16 protein-coding genes and 1 pseudogene are annotated in these 19,121 nt (G+C 45.6%); 1 reads left to right on the top strand and 16 read right to left on the bottom strand.

Annotation, left to right across the window (positions count from 1 at the left end; all coding sequences use genetic code 11):
- Positions 1-144 precede the first annotated feature (144 nt).
- Positions 145-1,014 (top strand): DUF975 family protein, encoded by an 870-nt coding sequence (locus tag PCY11_RS04885; RefSeq protein WP_041826175.1) that lies wholly within the window; start codon positions 145-147, stop codon positions 1,012-1,014.
- Positions 1,015-1,107: 93 nt separating this feature from the next.
- Here PCY11_RS04885 and PCY11_RS04880 read toward each other — a convergent pair whose 3' ends face one another.
- The 16 genes and pseudogenes from PCY11_RS04880 to hisS all read right to left on the bottom strand — a co-directional run bounded on the left by PCY11_RS04880 (position 1,108) and on the right by hisS (position 18,971).
- The gene (locus PCY11_RS04880) at positions 1,108-1,536 is read right to left on the bottom strand and encodes a CoA-binding protein (protein ID WP_003017033.1); all 429 of its coding nucleotides are present in this window, start codon (positions 1,534-1,536) and stop codon (positions 1,108-1,110) included.
- Positions 1,537-1,670: 134 nt separating this feature from the next.
- Complete coding sequence (polA, locus tag PCY11_RS04875; RefSeq protein WP_070845929.1) at positions 1,671-4,316, bottom strand: DNA polymerase I; 2,646 nt, start codon at positions 4,314-4,316, stop codon at positions 1,671-1,673.
- 257 nt (positions 4,317-4,573) lie between these two features.
- On the bottom strand, positions 4,574-6,037 hold the full coding sequence (locus tag PCY11_RS04870; protein WP_070845927.1) for an alpha-L-fucosidase: 1,464 nt from the start codon (positions 6,035-6,037) through the stop codon (positions 4,574-4,576).
- 141 nt (positions 6,038-6,178) lie between these two features.
- A complete protein-coding gene (trpA, locus tag PCY11_RS04865) occupies positions 6,179-6,955 on the bottom strand; it encodes a tryptophan synthase subunit alpha (RefSeq protein ID WP_070845926.1) in 777 nt (258 codons plus the stop codon).
- A gap of 1 nt (position 6,956) precedes the next feature.
- Positions 6,957-8,162, bottom strand: a complete 1,206-nt coding sequence (gene trpB, locus PCY11_RS04860; protein WP_070845924.1) for a tryptophan synthase subunit beta — start codon at positions 8,160-8,162, stop codon at positions 6,957-6,959.
- Complete coding sequence (locus PCY11_RS04855; RefSeq protein WP_070845922.1) at positions 8,152-8,739, bottom strand: phosphoribosylanthranilate isomerase; 588 nt, start codon at positions 8,737-8,739, stop codon at positions 8,152-8,154. The genes trpB and PCY11_RS04855 overlap by 11 nt, the downstream gene beginning before the upstream one ends.
- Complete coding sequence (gene trpC, locus PCY11_RS04850) at positions 8,726-9,493, bottom strand: indole-3-glycerol phosphate synthase TrpC (RefSeq protein WP_070845920.1); 768 nt, start codon at positions 9,491-9,493, stop codon at positions 8,726-8,728. Before trpC ends, PCY11_RS04855 begins: the two co-directional genes overlap by 14 nt.
- Entirely contained in the window at positions 9,490-10,494 is a 1,005-nt protein-coding gene (gene trpD / locus PCY11_RS04845; RefSeq protein ID WP_070845934.1) for an anthranilate phosphoribosyltransferase, read from the bottom strand. Before trpD ends, trpC begins: the two co-directional genes overlap by 4 nt.
- A 9-nt stretch (positions 10,495-10,503) precedes the next feature.
- Positions 10,504-11,064: pseudogene (locus PCY11_RS04840) on the bottom strand (aminodeoxychorismate/anthranilate synthase component II); the annotation flags it as partial.
- Complete coding sequence (gene trpE, locus PCY11_RS04835; protein WP_049475263.1) at positions 11,061-12,419, bottom strand: anthranilate synthase component I; 1,359 nt, start codon at positions 12,417-12,419, stop codon at positions 11,061-11,063. The gene trpE and the pseudogene PCY11_RS04840, both read right to left, overlap by 4 nt.
- 574 nt (positions 12,420-12,993) lie before the next feature.
- Entirely contained in the window at positions 12,994-13,356 is a 363-nt protein-coding gene (locus PCY11_RS04830; RefSeq protein WP_003009544.1) for a DUF1304 domain-containing protein, read from the bottom strand.
- A gap of 15 nt (positions 13,357-13,371) precedes the next feature.
- Positions 13,372-13,800 (bottom strand): MarR family winged helix-turn-helix transcriptional regulator, encoded by a 429-nt coding sequence (locus tag PCY11_RS04825; protein ID WP_070845918.1) that lies wholly within the window; start codon positions 13,798-13,800, stop codon positions 13,372-13,374.
- 268 nt (positions 13,801-14,068) lie between these two features.
- Entirely contained in the window at positions 14,069-14,698 is a 630-nt protein-coding gene (locus PCY11_RS04820) for an HAD-IA family hydrolase (protein ID WP_049475261.1), read from the bottom strand.
- The gene (locus tag PCY11_RS04815; RefSeq protein WP_049475260.1) at positions 14,695-15,972 is read right to left on the bottom strand and encodes an MATE family efflux transporter; all 1,278 of its coding nucleotides are present in this window, start codon (positions 15,970-15,972) and stop codon (positions 14,695-14,697) included. The genes PCY11_RS04820 and PCY11_RS04815 overlap by 4 nt, the downstream gene beginning before the upstream one ends.
- 50 nt (positions 15,973-16,022) lie before the next feature.
- Positions 16,023-17,507: a threonine synthase gene (gene thrC, locus PCY11_RS04810; RefSeq protein WP_301362546.1), complete on the bottom strand. Its 1,485-nt coding sequence runs from the start codon at positions 17,505-17,507 to the stop codon at positions 16,023-16,025.
- 180 nt (positions 17,508-17,687) lie between these two features.
- On the bottom strand, positions 17,688-18,971 hold the full coding sequence (gene hisS, locus PCY11_RS04805; RefSeq protein ID WP_049475258.1) for a histidine--tRNA ligase: 1,284 nt from the start codon (positions 18,969-18,971) through the stop codon (positions 17,688-17,690).
- Positions 18,972-19,121 lie beyond the last annotated feature (150 nt).

The raw sequence follows: 19,121 nt of genomic DNA, 5'->3' as shown, positions 1-19,121 counted from the left end.
CTCCGTACTGGGAAAAACAGTCCCAGCCTTCTTATTCCTGTCACAGTTTTCCTGTGATCACCTGTACGATTGTACCAAATTTTACCGGCTCTGTCACGGACTTATGTTATAATAAAAAGTACTACTATGAAGAGAGTGTCATCCATGAACCTTAAACTGATTCGCCTCCGGGCACGTACCATGCAAGTCCAGCAACCGGGCTTAGCTATCCTTTTTGCCTTGCCGGTCCTGTTGACCATTCTTGCTAACTTTCTATTAAGTGGGCAAGATCTGATCGATCTACTACCGGATATGACCTTGCAGCAAGCAGGTATCTACATGATCCAGCGGCAGCTCTTTCCTTCTGTCGTCTCCTTTGTCATCTCCATTTTAGTGGTCGGTGCAACTTTTAGCTATTTAGATACGATTAATCCCAAGATCGAACACCGAACACGCGTGTTAGATATCTTTAAACAAGATCGCTTTACCTCTGTATTTGCCACCTTGATCTTGAAGCAAGTCGTCCTCTTTTTATGGGGACTCATCCTCTATGTAGGGAGCCTCATCAGCACCTACGCCAGCATTCGATTTTTGGCGATTTACGACAAGGTGAGCAACCCTAGCACTCTGAGTGCTTCCAGTCCTGAATTCCAATCTCTCATGCAACAAATGCCTCTGATGACTACCGGTGTCGTGCTGGGCCTACTCGGCCTACTCTTTTACCTGCCACAATACTACAGTCTCAGCTTGGTCGAATTGATCCTCTATGAGCAATTACGAGACGGCGACTACAAGGGAGCCTTTGGAGTGCTTCGCCAAAGTCGTGAAACCATGAAAGGGTTCCGCAGCAATCGCTTGGTGCTCGATCTAACCTTGATTGGTTGGTACTTCTTGAATTACTTCACGCGCGATGTCATCGGCTTCTATACCATGCCTTACTTTATCAACTGCCAAATTGCATTTTATGATCAAATCAAGCAGATTAAACAAGGGCCGCGCCATTTCACAGGCCATCCAAGCCATGAAACTGAATAAGAGTAAGAAGAAAACCCCAGTTTCCTGCTGGGGTTTTCTTCTATAGCCCTACTGTTAATTTCTTGTCATTTATAAACCGTATAGGGAGTCTCCTCAGATCAGTCGGGTGTGTTCCCGTTTGATACAGCGGTTCATGACAATATCTTCTCGTCCAGCTCCACGAAGGATTTCTTCGGCTTCTTGATTTTCCAGCTCCAACTGTGCCCAGAAAATTTTCGCATCCGTCTCAATAAAATCACGTGCCACATCTGGTAAAAACTCACTGCGACGGTATACATCGACGATATCTACTGGGAAAGGGATCTCCTGCAAGCTAGCGTACACCGTTTCTCCAAGGATCTGGCCACCAGCTGCACGGGGGTTGACAGGAATAATCCGGTAGCCCCGCTCTTGCATCTCCTTGCTGACACGATGACTGGTCGTATCTTCACGGTCAGATAATCCAACTACAGCGATGATCTTGCTGGTTTCTAGGTAATGTTTGATAATGCCATCACTAGGATTGCGAAATGAATAAGCCATAAGAATCTCCTTTTGTATGCGTTTCCTTTCTTTAAATAGTATAACAATACGGAGGGCATTGCAAGTGTTTGTCGTTAAAAGCGGTAGGAAACTGAAAAGTTTCCTACCGCTTTCTGTTTTGAACAAACTTAATCTTATTTGGCTTCATACCATGTTTTGCCTTCGTTCTCATCAGCTTCCAGTGGTACTGCAAGTTCAATAGCGGATTCCATGGTCTCTTTGACGAGTTCTTTGATCGCTGCCAGTTCATCACTTGGTACTTGCAGAACGATTTCATCGTGCACCTGAAGAAGCATCTTGGTCTTGTATGCTCCTGCTTCTAGCGCTTGGTCCAAGTGGATCATGGCAATTTTCAAGATATCTGCTGCAGATCCTTGGATTGGTGAGTTGATAGCCGTCCGCTCCGCAAAGCCTCGAACATTGAAGTTGCGAGAATTGATATCTGGAATCTCCCGACGACGCTTGAAGAGGGTCTCCACATAGCCTTTATCACGCGCTTCCCGTACCACTCTCTCCATATAGTCCTTGATGCCAGGGTAGCGTTCGAAGTAGGTCTCAATATAAGCCTTGGCTTCTTTTCGACTGATCCCTAGGTTGTTAGACAGTCCAAAGTCGGAAATTCCATAAACCACACCGAAGTTTACTGCTTTTGCATTGCGACGGTCGTTCGGCGTCACATCTTCAGGTTTTGCAATATTGAAAACGCGCATAGCAGTCGATGTATGGATATCTGCCCCATGTTTAAAGGCGTCAATCAAATGCTCATCTCCCGAAATATGGGCCAAGACGCGCAGTTCGATTTGTGAATAGTCCGAACTCAGCAAGACACTGTTTTCCTCTTCTGGGACAAAGGCCTTACGAATAAGACGACCTTGTTCCAAACGGACAGGAATGTTTTGCAGGTTGGGATCCACACTGGACAAACGGCCTGTCTGCGTCAAATCCTGTACATAGCGGGTATGGATCTTCCCATCTTCCAAAATCCAATCTTGAAGACCGATGACATAGGTCGACTGGATCTTAGCAATTTGGCGGTATTCAAGAATCTTAGACACAATCGGTGCAATTGGAGCCAGGCGTTCCAAGACATCAACGGCTGTTGAATAGCCGGTTTTTGTCTTCTTAGTATATTCAAGAGGGAGTCCCAATTTTTCAAAGAGAATGACCCCCAATTGTTTTGGAGAATTGATATTAAACTCTTCTCCTGCAAGCTCGTAGATTTCTTGAGTCAAGCGCTCCAAGACCACTTCGTTTTCCACCTGCATATCCTCTAGGGTCTGGCGCTCTACCTTGATCCCCGCGATTTCCATCTTGGCCAAAATAGCTGCTAGTGGTTGCTCCATATCATAGAGCAAATCTAGCTGGTCATGGGCTTGCAACTGTTCCACCATGGGCTCTTCGGTATCCAGTAAAACAGCGACTTTCCGTGCCAAATGCTCTAATAGGACCGCCTTTTCTGGGATAGCTTTTTTGGCTCCCTTGCCATAAACGACTTCGTCCAGCGGTAGCGCAATCTGACTATAGAGACTCGCAATGGTTGAAATTTCATTGTCCTCTACGGTCGACAAGAGATACTTGGCCAATCGACTGTCAAACGCGGGATTTTGAAGGGTAATGCCCAAGTGGCTAAGCAAGACCTTGGCCCGCTTGAAGTCATAGACCTTGAGGGGCGTTTTTTCGAGAAATTCTTTGAAAATCGGTGTTTGTAAAAGACCAGTATCTGTACTCGCGTAGAGCTGACCTTTGGTCCCCCATGCGAAACCGATGATGGGTTCCGTATGGTAATTGTCCCCAAAAATCTCAAAATGGAAGAAACTATCTTCCGTGAGCATATCTGAAGTGACTTGCTCGACTTCTGTATAGTCAATAGCTACAGGAGCTGCTTCTTCTCCACTGAGATCCAAGGCCTGACGGAGTTGCTTGAAGCCCATCTCCTCATAAAACTTGGCGAGATTTTCTAGATGAGGACCCGAATAAGTGATATCGTCCAGGCCAATTTCAATAGGCGCATTGGTATCGATGGTTGCGAGAGTCTTAGACAGATAGGCCTGCTCCTTGTCGTTGATGAGGTTTTCCTTCATCTTAGAAGCCTTCATCTCGTCGATATGCTCATAAATACCATCGAGAGACCCGTACTCTAGGAGTAGTTTGATCCCGGTCTTTTCTCCGATTTTGGTGACACCTGGGATATTATCCGACTTATCTCCCATCAAGGCCTTGAGGTCGATAAATTGCTCTGGTGTCAGTCCCATCTTTTCTTTCAGATAGGCTGGAGTGAATTCTTCAAACTCTGCCACCCCTTTTTTGGAGATTTCAACCACCGTATTGTCATCCGTCAGCTGGATCAAATCCTTGTCCCCAGAGACAATGGTGACTTCAAAGGGTACTGAGGTAGCTTCTGCCATCTTATCAAGCGTTCCAATAATATCATCCGCTTCATACTGGGCTAGCTCATAATGGCGGATTCCCAGATGGTCTAATTGCTCACGAATGAAAGGAAACTGCTCGCGGAACTCATCTGGAGTTTTTGCACGGCCCCCTTTGTAGTCGGCATACATCTCCGTCCGAAAAGTCGTCTTTCCTGCATCAAAAGCAACGAGGACATGGGTCGGTTGGATGCGCTCTAAGAGATGGCTCAACATGAGATTAAAGCCATAGACCGCATTGGTATGCAGACCATTGGCATTTTTGAAGCGATCGATTTGATTATAGAGTGCGAAAAAGGCACGAAAAGCGACGGATGACCCGTCGATGAGTAGTAATTTATTCTTTTTTTCCATAGGCCTATTATACCACGAATCACAAGGTCTCTGGTACATAAAAACTCTACCCTTTCGGGTAGAGCCTTCTTTAGGAGTTTCTTATGAAAAATGAAGAGAAGTGTTTATTCGCCGTAACAAGAACCTTGTTGTGGCAATTTCTTAAAGCGTTTTGGATAATTAACTGAGATTTTCATTTTCTGTACCTCATTTCTTATTGGATGAGTACAGTATACAAGAGAAACCTAAACGATTCCTTATAGAAAGCTTCAAGAAAACTAAAAGCTGAGGCGCAAAACACGCGGTTGTTTTTTGCTACAAGCTGGTAACTGAAGATGAAGCCCTGTCTCATCTTGGCTCCAAGAAAGAAGCTGACTTTCTCCAAGGGGTTCCACCTTTTGAATGCGCGCATGAAGAATTTTCGGTTGCTTGAGGTCATAGGCGAGAGACGGCAAGGTCAACTCTTCCGTCCTTCCACTTGGTTCCAGCTGGATAGCATAAAGAAAGCCATCACGCATGGTATAGCGGAAATCTTGGCTGGTATAGAGTGGCGCTTCCCCATCTGAGAAGGAACCTTCCTGGGCCTCGGTTGGTCCGTCCGATGACACCCGCCAAGGCCGACTCTGATAAATGGCTTCTCCATTTACCGCCAGCCAGTCCCCGATCTCTGTGAGGATGTCTTGGTCTTGCTCAGGGATCGTGCCATCTGCCTTGGGTCCAATATTGAGCAGAAGATTGCCATTTTTGGCCACAACATCAACTAAATTTTGTAGCAATTCCTTACTGGTCTTGTAGGCTAGATCCTGAGTATAACACCAAGAATTACGGGCGATCGCGGTATCCATTTGCCACGGAAAGGCTTGCGTCTCTCCGTAGCCTCCCCGCTCCATCTCAACGATTCCTGAACCGAAAGGGAGGGCATCCTGTTTGTAACAAACAGCCACCTTGCGATCCTCTTGTGCTGCTAGATTGTAATAATAAGCCAAAAAGCGCATCAAGTAGGGACGGAAACTCTCATGCTGGATCCACCAGTCAAAATAAAGGAGCTCTGGCTGGTAGTCCCGCACCAGTTCACAGGTTCGCAACAGCCAGTCTTCCAAGAATTCTTTGCTTGGATAAGGCTGGGAAGTCAGATCAAAATGATCCTTGGGCTCTGGCTCCGCTGGCCAATAAAGGCTGTCTCTTGGGACTTCCTGCGAAATGTCACTGACGAATTCCTTGCCATGTGAAAAGAAAAACTGGTGTTCTGCCCGGTGAGAAGACGTACAGAAGTGCAGGCCACGTTTTTCTGCTTCCTCCCTCAGCTCTCCTAAGACATCTCGTCTCGGCCCCATTTCTAAGCTATTATAAGGCGAGAGAGTAGAGGCATACATCTGAAAACCATCGTGGTGCTCCGCAACTGGAAAAAGATACTGGGCTCCCGCTTTTTGAAAGAGATCCAGCCAAGATGCCGGATCAAATCGATCGGCTGTAAAAAGAGGAATGAGAGCCTTGTAGCCAAAGCTGGCCTGGTCTCCAAAATGCTCTCGATGATAGTCATAGCAAGGATTCCCTTGGATATACATATTTCGCGAATACCATTCTGAACCAAAGGCAGGTACACTGTAGACGCCCCAGTGGATAAACATTCCAAATTTGGCATCTCGATACCAATCTGGACAGACTTGATGGCTAAGAGAGTCCCAGGTTGGTTCAAAAGGACCTGACTGGACAACTTGATCAATTTCTTCAAGGCTTATCATTCTCTTCTCCTCTTTTCTTGTTACTACCTCTATTGTAACGAGAAACCCTCGTTTGTAAAGACAAACGAGGGGAATGTTTAAAATAGTAGACAAAGAGCTTGATCTAGGAGAATCAAGCTGATGATGAATGAAATGAAGCTTCTAGCCCTTCACTGCTTGAGAAATAAAACGAGCGATGGCGTCTGTCTCCCCTTGGTGGAGAGCCTTAACGATTTTGGACCCCACAATCACTCCATCTGAGACCTTGTTGAAACGGTGAACATCCTCCATGCTGGAAACTCCAAAACCTGTTAAAACAGGAATGGACGCTATTTCGTGTAATTGGGCCAAGTGATGGTCCAAGTCATCTCGATAGCTACCAGCTTTCCCCGTCACTCCATTGACAGCAACGGCATAGATAAATCCTTCTGCATCATGGATCAATTTCTTCTGGCGCTCGATTCCTGTGGTTAAGCTCACTAGCGGCACCAAAGCGATGTCTTTATCCACTAAGAGAGGCTCTACCAGATCTGCATGCTCATGAGGAAGATCCGGAATAATCACTCCCTTGACCGCTGTTCCTTCTACATCTCTAAAGAAGTTTTTAAGCCCATATTGGAACAAGGGATTGAAATAGGTCATGATGACCAAAGGAACACTTGTCTCCAGACGCTGGATCGTTTGTACCAGTTCCTCTGTCGTCGTCCCATGGGCTAAACTTCTTAGTCCCGCCTCTTCAATCACAGGGCCATCTGCCACCGGATCTGAAAAAGGAATGCCAACTTCAATGGCTGAGACACCAAGCTCCTCCAAAAATTGGATGGTTTCCTGCAAACCTTCCAAGCCTTTTTCATGATCTCCTGCCATGATATAAGGAACAAAGATCCCTTGCTGCTGGTCTTTCAGCTTTTGTAAATGCTCTGTTAAGGTCTTTCCCATCTTACTCTCCTCTCTCTTGTTCTAGGCGGTCTTTGACTTGTACCACATCTTTATCCCCACGACCTGATAAGCAAACGATCATAGATTTTTCAGGCCCCATTTCCTTGGCCAATTTCACCGCATAGGCGATAGCATGGCTCGATTCCAGGGCTGGAATGATTCCTTCTACTTTCGAAAGCAATTGAAAGGCTTCTAGGGCTTCTTTGTCTGTCACTGGCACATAGGTTGCCCGCTTGATGTCATGGAAATAAGAATGCTCTGGCCCAATTCCTGGATAATCGAGACCTGCTGAAATCGAGAAGGCTTCTAAAATCTGTCCATGGGCATCCTGTAAAACATCCATCAAGGCACCGTGAAGGACTCCCGGACGTCCCTTGGTCAAGGTTGCTGCATGCTGGTCTGTATCTACTCCAAGCCCAGCAGCTTCTGCCCCATACATGGCAACAGATGTATCTTCAACAAAAGGATAAAAGAGGCCAATGGCGTTCGATCCGCCTCCTACACAGGCTAAAACTGCATTTGGTAATGCACCATCATTTTGCTCTGCAAATTGGCGTTTGGCTTCTCGGCCAATGACACTTTGAAAATCACGGACAATTTCTGGGAATGGGTGAGGTCCTAGAGCAGAACCCATGATATAGTGGGTATCCTCCACATTTGCTACCCAGCCTCTAAGGGCAGCATTGACTGCATCCTTGAGGACACGCGACCCATCTGTTACCGATTGAACCTTTGCCCCCAACAACTCCATCCGAAAGACATTAAGGGCTTGGCGTCTGACATCTTCTTCCCCCATGTAGATGGTGCATTCCATATCAAATAAAGCAGCGGCCGTTGCCGTTGCAACACCGTGCTGTCCAGCCCCTGTTTCTGCGATGATCTTCTTTTTACCCATTCGGTGTGCCAGCAAAACCTGTCCTAGGGCATTATTAATTTTATGAGCTCCTGTGTGGTTGAGATCTTCTCTTTTAAGAAAGATCTTGGCTCCACCGACATACTTGGTTAGATTCTTAGCATAATAGAGCGGTGTTTCCCGACCGACATATTGTTTCAGAAGCTGATCCAATTCTGCTTGAAAAGAAGGATCTGCTTGACTTTCTCTGTAGGCTTCTTCTAATTCTAAAACTGCTGTCATCAAGGTTTCAGGGACAAATCGTCCCCCGAACCGCCCGTAAAATCCGTTTTGATCTGGTTGTTTATATGCCATGCTTGACCCTTTCTATAAATCGTTTTATCTTTTCTTGATCTTTTATTCCATTTGTCTCGACCCCACTGGATACATCCACCGCATAAGGATGAAAGAAGCGAATGGCATCTGCTACATTGTCTTCCGTCAAGCCTCCTGCAATAAAGAAGGGCTTTGTAAAGTTTTGACTTTCGAGCTTTTGCCAGTCAAAGGTCTGCCCACTTCCTGCTACAGGAGCATCAAAGAGCAGATAATCGGCACTGGTCTCAGGAAGAGCTGCATCTTTCCCCACTTGAACAGCGCGAATCGTTTGTTGGGGAAGGTCTTGCAAGATGGTTTCATCCATCGGCCCATGCACTTGTATCAGGTCCAAGCCCACAACTTGGCAAGCTTGCTCCACTTCTTCTCTTTGTGGCGATACAAAAACACCGACTTTTTGAACCCCCTCTGGAATCCCTGTAGCCAACTGCCGGGCTTGCTCCAGTGTTACTTGCCGTTTGCTTGGTGCAAAGACAAAACCAATGTAGTCCGCACCAGCTTCAACAGCTGTCTGGACAGCTTCTGGAGTGGACAGTCCGCAAATTTTAACCTTTGTCAATCTGCAACTCCTTTACTTTTTCAGCCACATTGTCTGCCTTCATGAGGGCTGTCCCAACGAGAATGCCATTAAAATAAGGAGCCAGCATGCGAGCGTCTGCTGCTGTGAAAATAGCAGACTCAGAGATGTAAACCGGTTCTTGTTCAAAGCTTGTCGCCAATTCAAGGCTAGTATGGAGGTCTGTCTCAAAGGTCACCAAGTTGCGATTATTGACCCCGATGATCTGAGCCCCAATCCGGTGAGCTACCTCTAGTTCTGTCAGATTATGGGTCTCCACCAAGACCTCCAGGCCAAGATGGGTCGCAAACTCATAGAGCTCTTTCAGACGAGTCTCTGATAAGGCTGCAACAATCAACAAGATCACGGTTGCCCCTGCATTTCGCGCCCGAATTATTTGCTTTTCATCCACAATGAAATCTTTGTTGAGGGTGGGGATACGCACCTGACTAGATATTTCGCGGAGATACTCGATACTGCCCTTGAAAAACACTTCATCAGTCAAGACAGAAATCATCACGGCCCCATTTTCTTCGTAAATCTTAGCCTGCGCGACGATATCCACATCGACATGAATATCTCCCAGACTCGGGCTAGCCTTTTTCACCTCTGCGATGATCTGAAGCTTTTCTGGATGACTCTTTAGGTAATCATACAGGCGGTAGGTCTCGCGCAAAGGTTGGAGTTTCTCTTCTTTCATCGCAGCCACTTCACGCGCCTTTTCCTTTAGAATCTTTGGCAAGAATTCTTGACTCATTTTTGATACTCCTGTAATAATCTCAATTTCTCAAGGGCAGCCCCACTGGCAATCACTTCACGTGCCAAGGCAATTCCCTCCTTGATAGAATCTACCTTGCCGTTGGCATAAAAACCAAGGCCTGCATTTAAGACCGTCACCTCTAAGAAGGGACTCGCTTCATTCTTCAAGACACTGAGCAAAATTTCCGCATTGCGTTTGGCGTCTCCACCTCGTACTTGATCAATTTCGATGCGCTCCATTTCGATATCTTCTGGTTGAAAGCTGGATAAGGTAACCTGTCCATTTTCCAGAATAGCGAGCTGGGTTGCCCCATCAAGGCCTGCCTCGTCTAAACCTTGTGGACCACTCACCACCACTGCGCGTTTCCGACCCAAATTCTTTAGAATCTCCGCCGTACTTTCCAGCATATCTGGACGACTGGTTCCCAATAGCTGGGTTTCTAGAGGAATCGGATTGATAAGAGGACCGGTTAAGTTCATCACCGTTGGAACCCCTAGCGCCAAGCGAGCGGGCATAATATAGCGCATGCCAGGGTGCAGATTTTTGGCGAACAGAAAGACAATGCCCGCCTTTTCAAACACTCGTCCCAAGTCTTCTGGACCCAAATCAAGGTTAATCCCTAGAGCTTCTAATACATCCGCAGAACCAGATTTAGAAGAAATCGAACGATTGCCGTGTTTCGCCATCTTGATGCCACCACCAGCAAGGACGAAGGCAGCTGTTGTTGAAATATTGAAACTATACGAACGATCGCCCCCTGTTCCACAATTGTCCATTGCTCCTTGAACTTCTGTAGGAATAGCGACTGCATAGGCCTGCATCACTTTTGCAATAGCCGTCCGCTCTTCAACCGTTTCTCCCTTCATTTTGAGACCTAGAAGAAGGGCCGTCACCTGTGCTTCTGAAGCACGACCAGCAACGACTTCCTCCATGGTTGCTTCTAACTCTGCACTAGTTAGATCCATTCCTTCCGCTACTTTTGCAAGCACTTGTTTCATCTTCCGCTCCTTGACTAGTTTGACAAAATTTTCGATGGTCTTGAGCCCATCTGGCGTCCCGATACTTTCTGGATGGTATTGAAAACCATAAATCGGTAAGCTACGGTGTTGAATTCCCATAATCGCTTGATCATCCGTCGTTCGAGAGGTAATGACAAAATCCTCTGGCATGTCTTCAATCGTCAGCGAATGGTAACGCATGACTGGGACCTCTTTTGCAACACCCGCGTATAGCGGAGAGGGAGCTTCTAGCTGGATCTGGCTTTGTTTGCCATGCATGACCTGTGGTGCCAATCCCAAGCGCCCTCCAAAAACTTCCGCAATCGCTTGATGCCCCAAGCAAATCCCCAAGATTGGTTTGATCCCTGCGAAATCTCGGATCATCTCCTCCATCTTGCCCGCATCCTTTGGCCAACCTGAACCTGGAGAAAAGACCAAGGCATCTGCTTCTTGGGCAACTTGGTACAAGTCCGGATCATCATTTCGAAGCACCTGGACCTCATCAAATTTTCCGATATACTGTGCTAAATTGTAGGTAAATGAATCGTAATTATCGACTAATAAAATCATCCTTCTTCTCCAATCCTTGTCATCGATTTTGCCTTATTGACGGTTTCTTGGTATTCATTTTCAGCGATCGAATCATAAACGATTCCTGCTCCAGCCTGCACATAAGCCTTCTTATTTTTGAGGATCATGGTTCGAATCGCAATAGCAAAATCGAGATCCCCCGTCACAGAGAGATAGCCAATAGCACCCGCATAGACGCCTCGTTTCTCTTTTTCAGCCTCATAGATTCGCTTCATGGCTCGAATCTTGGGAGCCCCCGAAACGGTCCCCGCTGGAAGAGTTGCCTTCAGAGCCTCAATGGAGGCTAGTCCAGGAAGCAATTGTCCCTTGACCACACTGGTCAGGTGCATGACATAACGGAAGAATTCCACTTCCATATATTTGGTCACTTCAACCGACCCATTTTGGGCGATACGCCCAATATCGTTTCGCCCTAGATCCACCAACATCCGGTGTTCTGCGACTTCTTTTGGATCCCCTGCCAAATCAGCTGCCAATTGCCGATCACTCTCTTCATCGATCCCTCTTGGACGCGTGCCCGCAATGGGATTAGTTGTCACCACTCGGTCCTTGACCGACACCAGACTTTCTGGACTAGCACCGATAATTTGGTACTCCCCAAAATCATAAAAGTAGAGATAATTCGAAGGGTTGGTCACGCGCAAATTGCGGTAATAATCTAGTGGTTTTCCTGAAAAGTCAGCTGAAAAACGTTGACTGAGCACGCATTGGAACATATCTCCTTTTCGAATATAGTCCCGCGCTAGGGCCACCATTTCCTCAAACTCTTTTTGCTCCAAATGATTGTGGAAATGAAGCGCATGCAGGTCCTTGTCCTGAAACTCTTCTTTTGCAGGTCTTGCCAATTGTGCTAATACTTGCTCCAAGCTCGACGCTTGCTCTGCTTCACTCCGTCCACTATAGAGGTTCTCTTCCACCACATAGACCTTTTCCTTTTTGTGATCAAAAATCACATAGCTTTCATATAAGAAAAAGTGAAGATCTGGTGTGCCGATCGTATCTTCAGGAATGGAACCAATGTTCTCATAGAAGCCAATCAAGTCATAGCCGACAAATCCAATCGCCCCACCGTTAAAAGGAAGTTCTTCTGAAGTTTTCGTTTTGACCGTGATGCGATTCAAAAAATCCAAAGGATCCTCTTCAACAATTTGATCATTGTAATAGAGAATGCCATTTTCAAACTTGACTTCACTGACTGGCCGATAGGCTACAATTGAAAAACGTGCATTCTCTTTTTCACGAGGGATCGACTCCAAGATCATTTTATGGGGCGCATCCAAACGCATATAAGCCAAAATTGGACTCAACACATCAGCAGATAAAACTTTTTTCATATCAGAAACCTCTCTTTTATTCTAAGGAATTCAGCCGCACCCTACTTCGCTTGCTAAGGCTATCAAGGATATCCCACGCTCTATTTGCGCTTTGGGATCAATGTGCCTAAGCGCGCTTCGCTTGCTAAGGCAAGCAAGGGTATCCCATCGCTCAATTCTCGCTTTGGGATCAATGTGCCTAAGCTCGCTTCGCTTGCTAAGGCACATAGAAAAGCCCTCACACAAAAACTGTGTGAGGGCGTAGTGTCCGCGGTGCCACCTCTTTTATAGGGAAAAATAGCTGGTCTTTCCCTACATCTCTATCTCCTCTATCAAGGAGTTGCACGGTAAGGGGTGCCAACCGAATTCACATGGGTTAGAATTCATTAATCATAACAGTCCAATTTTCATCAGTCGCTATTGCTTGTTCACAATTCCCACAAGCTCCCTGAAAATAGCTGACTCATTACTTTTCTGTTGCTACCATTATAACCCTTTTTCTTAGAAAGTCAATAAAATTTTTAGTCTTTTTTTATACTTTTTTCTACACTTATTTAATAAAATCAGCTCAAAGAGCCCTAGCGGCCCGTCCTTTTTATCCCAACAATAGGATACTCAATAAAGCTAAAATTGCAGGACCACCTTGGGTCAAGATAATCTTTTTATTGGCTGTCATCGCACCGTAGGCCGCAGCTCCAATAATAAAAAGCACAAAAATTGTAACAACTTCACTATTTTTAGAGACAAACAATCCATACAAGAGGAACACCCCAATCAAGGCATTGTATATCCCTTGATTCTTAAATAAAGAAGTCACAGATGGGCGAGCGAGTTCTTCTTTATCCATGTTGAAAACCCGACTTGTGGTATCAGATGTGGTTCTGATGCTCTCCAAATAAAAAATATACAAATGCTCCAGTGCAGCAAGACTTGCTAAAATAATCGTCAGTAATGACATCGTAGATTCTCCTTTTTATTCAACTGTTATTTGTTCAATGCCAGATACTAATTTGTCCAGCAGGTAAGAAAATTGCTCTTGTTCTTGAGCAGTTAAAATCCGACTCATCTGTTCTTTCACCGCCACATGATGGCGAGGGGGATGTTTGACCAAACGATTATAGGCCGTATCCGTCAAATGAATTAAGATTTCCCGATGATTCTTTGGATTTCGACTCCGATGGACAAATCCTTCCTTTTCCAATATTTTGAAATGCCGGGTTAAAGCCGCTGGATCAATCTGCAAGCGCTCCTGAACCGCGATCTGATTGCAAGGTGCTTGTTCTAATAAATCCTGCAAAATTTGATAACGTGTTAAGCTAATCCCTAGGCACTTTTCAAAAAGTTGCGTAGTTGATTGATCCGCCAAGCGTAGTTGGTAGAGCAAATCATTTATTTCTGCCATATTCCTTCTCCGTATTATTTTTGATAAATCAATAATTGATAGGTCAATTATAAACTTTTTCTTCTATCCTAGCAAGGAAAAGAGCTTGTACTGTTTTTTCGCACAAAAAAAGCCGCCTGATTTGGCGACTCTTAGGGAGATTATTATGAAAAAGAAAAGTTTTAGGATTTTTCTAAACAAAGTTAGGAGGTCTTTGTTTATGCTTCTATTATAGCGGACATTTCTTAAAGAAAGCTTACGACTTTATTTCAAAATGAAAACAAATTCTTTACAGATTCTTTTCAGCGTTTAAAATACCTGGAATATCTAGTAAGGTGTTCATCTGATGATTGCCTTGATAGTCAGACGTCAAAAAATTGATACTCTGAATCTGGCTATTTCTTGCAAAGTCAATATCCAGGCTCCGATCCCCAATATAGTAGGTATTTTCTGGCTCCACCCCGTACTTCTCCATCAGATACCTGGCAGCTTCTGGGTCAGGCTTGCGAGCAAAACCACTTTGACTGGTCAAAATCTCTGTAAAAAAAGATTCCAAACCCAAGTCCCGCAGGATGACAAAGGCGTTCTCTCCCTTATGGGTATAGACAAACTGCTCAATTCCAGCTTCTTGTGCCCAGGATAGGACATCACGCGCCCCATCCATCAGAAGGACCTGGGCATTTTTCTCTGCTAGACTTTCAGCTCGGCGATGATTCAAGTCGGTCACATCCAGATGATACTCCTCCGCCACAGCTACTAAAAGATCTTGAACCGAATGCTTCAAGATGTAGTCTTTAATGCTGGCTCGGTCAAAGGGAAGCTGATAAGTTGCATAGGTCTCCTCAAGACCTGCTAAAATAGCATCATAGGAATCCAGCAAGGTCCCATCCAGATCCCAAATAAAAGCTCGTTTTGTCATTTTCTCTCTCCTACTTTTCGTCTATAAAGCTGACTCAAAAATAGCCAACGGAAACCATTGTCTAGCAAGGTCCCCGTCCAGACCCCTGGAAGGCCAAAACCAAGAGTTACTCCAAGCAGATAACCGGCTCCAATTCGAATGACCCACATGCCAATGGTCGTTGCATAAAATGGAAGCTTCCCATTTCCCAAGCCTTGCCAAACAGCCGTATAGATGACCGTTCCTGCTGTAAACGGCGTTCCCAACAAAGAAAAGAGGACAACCGACAGGCTAGCTTCTACCGCTTTCACATCTTGTGTGTAGAGATAGGTCAGAAGGGTGCCCCCAAAAAAGATTCCTAAGGCAATGGGTAACATTAATACAAAGGACAACCAGTAAGACTGCTTTCGAAGGCGGGCAATCTGCTCAAGATCACCTTCACCAAGGCTCCGTGCTACGAGCATGACCGTCGCTGTGGCCACTCCAAATACAGGCATGTAGTTGAACTGGGTCAAGGTCTCTCCGATGGCATTTCCTGCGACTGCCTCGGTCCCAAAAGCAACCACGATCGCAATGATTACCACATCTCCAGCCCGCATCATCAGCCGCTCTCCGGCTGCTGGAAGTGCTAAGTTCAAGAGCTTACGATCCAATCCCCAACGAAGGGGGGCAAAGGGTAGCTGGACCTTTTGCCACAAGAGGATGACGCCCACCAGACGGGCTAGCACTGTCCCCAAAGCAGCACCAACAATGCCCCAACCAAAAAGGAAAATGGCTACAGAGGAGAACAGAGCGTTTAATAGATTGGTCAACAGGCTCACATACATAGGAATACGTGGATTGTTGGCCACCCGAACCAAGGAGCCCAAGGTCGTCATCAATCCTAAGAGAACTATGGTCCCGCCAACCAAGGAAAGGTAAATCCCCCCACTTTCGGCTACTGCAGCTTCAGTCCCCAACAGCGAAATCATCTGGCGTCCAAATAACAGCGAAGCCCCTCCTAAGAGAGCACTCAACAACAAGGTCACCTTCAGTGACTCTGTCGCATGGTAGGCAATGTTTTCTTGATTTTTTTCGCCCAAGCTTTTGGACATGACACTGGCAACTGCCGCACCCAGTGCCAAAAAGATGGCTTGATAGATGGTGATGATGTTTCCTGCGACGGAAACACCTGAAATGGCAATCAAGCCCAGGTGAGCCACTAAATAAGAGTCCACCATACCCATCAGCATTTGTAAGAAATTTTCACCCATGGCAGGAAGGGCAATGTTTAAGATTTTTTTGTATGAATTCATGAGTATATAAAAGAGCCAAACGGCTCTTTTGATCTTTCTAATAGGGAGAATTACAGTCCCAAGTAGTCTTCTACGGCTGCTTGCATGTCTTTAGCAGCTACGCTTGTACGATGGCGAACCGGCGCAGTTTCAAGACCGTCTACAGCCGGTGGCACAAGAACACCTGAGAGGGTGTGCAATTTGGCCAAGGCTTCGAAATCGCCTAGACCTGTCTCGCCCGTCACTGCTTCTACTGCCACAACTGGGAATTTATAAGGACTTGCTGTAGAGGCAATGACTGTTTTAGCAGCATCCCCTGTTTGGGTCCGGTATTTTTGATAAACGGCTGATGCTACAGCTGTATGAGGGTCTTCGATGTAATCAGATGCTTCATAGACCCGCTTGATCTCTGCAGCAGTTTCTGCTTCATCTGCGTATGCAGCCGCAAACAAATCTAAGATATCTGCATCAAAGTTGGACAATTGGTATTGACCTGTTGCAACGAGGCTTTCCATCAACTTTTTGGTCTTTGTGGCATCATTGCCTACCAAGTGGAAGATCAAACGTTCCAAGTTTGAAGAGACTAAGATATCCATCGATGGACTAGTGGTTACTTTGAAGCTGCGTTTCTTATCATAGACACGTGTTTTGAAGAAGTCTGTCAAAACATTGTTCTCGTTTGAGGCACAGATCAATTTCCCAACTGGAAGACCGATTTGTTTGGCATAGAAAGCTGCCAAGATATTTCCAAAGTTTCCTGTTGGCACGGTAAAGTTGACTTTTTCTCCCGCTGTGATTTGGCCTGTCTTCACCAATTGCGCATAGGCGTATACGTAATAGACAACCTGAGGCACCAAACGGCCAATGTTCATAGAGTTAGCTGATGAGAATTGCATCTTGTTGGCTGCTAATTTTTCACGAAGCGCCACATCATTGAACATGTGTTTGACATTGGTTTGGGCATCGTCAAAGTTTCCATCGATCGCGATGACATGGGTATTGTCCCCCGTTTGAGTCGTCATTTGCAATTCTTGCACCTTGCTGACACCGTCTTTTGGATAAAAGACAATGATCTCTGTCCCTGGAACATTAGCAAAACCTGCCATAGCAGCTTTTCCAGTATCTCCAGAAGTCGCTGTCAAGATGACAATCTTGTTTTCCAGACCGTGCTTTTTAGCTGCTGTTGTCATAAAGTAAGGCAAGATCGACAAAGCCATATCTTTAAAGGCAATGGTGGAACCGTGGAAGAGCTCCAAGTTGTATTGTCCATCGAGTTTGACAAGCGGAGCAATAGCTGGGGTATCAAACTTGCTGTCATAAGCATGAGAAATACAGTAGTCTAACTCTTCTGCTGTAAAGTCGTCCAAAAAGGCTGACAAAACAAGCTTGGCCACTTCTTGGTAAGAAGCATCTTTGAGGGTATCAAAATCCAGCTCTACTTGAGGATAAGAGACTGGAGTAAACAAACCGCCATCTGTCGCCAATCCTTGAAGAATGGCTTGACTAGCTGTTACAGTATTTTTTTCATCTCGTGTTGATTGATAAACTAATGTCATGACTGTTTCATTCCTTTACTAGTAGTCTTCTCATTATATCATAAATGTCAGAAAATTTAACGGCTTTTCGCCAAATCTTGGCAAAGGTCGGCAAACAGAAGCTAGATAAAAGAGAGCAGGCGCAACGACTTTGCTCCTACTCCCATGCGAATCTGTTTTTCAGGTGTCTGCAAGACTTGATCAAGCCAATCCCAACTCTGCTAAAACAGATGGGAAGTCTTTCTTCAAGGTTTCAAGAGCTACCGTTACTTCTTGACGAGTTTGGTTATTTTTCACAGTAACTTGACCGCTCTCAACTTCACTACTTCCTAAGGTAATCAAGGCTTTGGCCGCAAAGACATCTGCTGACTTAAATTGTGCCTTGAGCTTGCGTCCAAGGTAGTCACGTTCTGCCTTGAAGCCTTGGATTCGAAGGGCCTGAACCAAGCTAAGCGCTGCTTCATTGACCTCATCTCCTAGGACAGCGATATAGGCATCTAGGCCTGTTTCGATCGGCAATTCAATGCCTTTCTTTTCAAGGACAAGAAGGATCCGTTCCACACCGATACCAAATCCAAAACCAGCTGTCGCAGGGCCACCGAAGTATTCAACCAAACCATCATAGCGACCACCCGCACAGACTGTCAATTCATTGCCTTCAATTTCTGTAATGAACTCAAAAATCGTGTGGTTGTAGTAATCCAAGCCACGCACCATATTGGTATCGATGACATAGGCTACCCCCAAGTCTTCTAACATCCGACGAACCGCATCAAAATGCGCTTGGCTTTCTTCATCAAGATAGTCTAGGATGGAAGGAGCCTGTTCAACCGCGGCCTTGTCTTCTTTTTCTTTTGAATCCAAGACACGAAGCGGATTTTCTTCTAAGCGACGTTGGCTGTCCTTAGACAATTGATCCTTCATTGGCAAGAGGTAATCAATCAAGGCTTGACGATAAGCCTGACGACTGGCAGGGCTTCCCAAGGTGTTCAAGTGCAAGGTTACATTATCAATTCCTAATTCTTTCAGGAATTGTGCTGCCATGGCAATGGTTTCGACATCCGTTGCAGGATTGCCCGATCCAAAGCATTCTACCCCAATTTGGTGGAATTGACGCAAACGACCTGCTTGAGGACGTTCATAGCGGAACATTGGGCCTATGTAATAGAACTTACTTGGTTTTTGTACCTCAGGCGCAAAGAGTTTATTTTCTACATACGAGCGGACAACAGGAGCTGTTCCTTCTGGACGAAGCGTGATATGACGGTCTCCCTTATCATAGAAGTCATACATTTCTTTGGTAACGATATCCGTCGTATCCCCTACTGAACGGCTGATGACTTCATAATGTTCGAAGATCGGTGTGCGGATTTCATCATAATTGTATCGCGCAAAGACCTTGCGTGCAAAGCCTTCTACATATTGCCATTTCGCTGAATCGCCAGGAAGGATATCCTGGGTCCCTTTTGGTTTTTGTAATTTCATAGCCTTCATCCTTTGTCTTACTTTTGCCTCTATTTTACCACAAATTCGAAGAGAAATGGAGACTGGACCGAATTTCCTTCGTTCGACACGTTCAAAAACTCTTTCTCTTCTTGCCTTATCAGCCGAATTATGAGAAAATGGAAGCCATAC

This window comes from Streptococcus sp. SP8, assembly GCF_030440045.1.
GTDB lineage: Bacteria > Bacillota > Bacilli > Lactobacillales > Streptococcaceae > Streptococcus > Streptococcus parasanguinis_I.
Note: the sequence above shows the minus strand (reverse complement) of the source record. Positions and strands in the feature narration are given on the sequence as shown.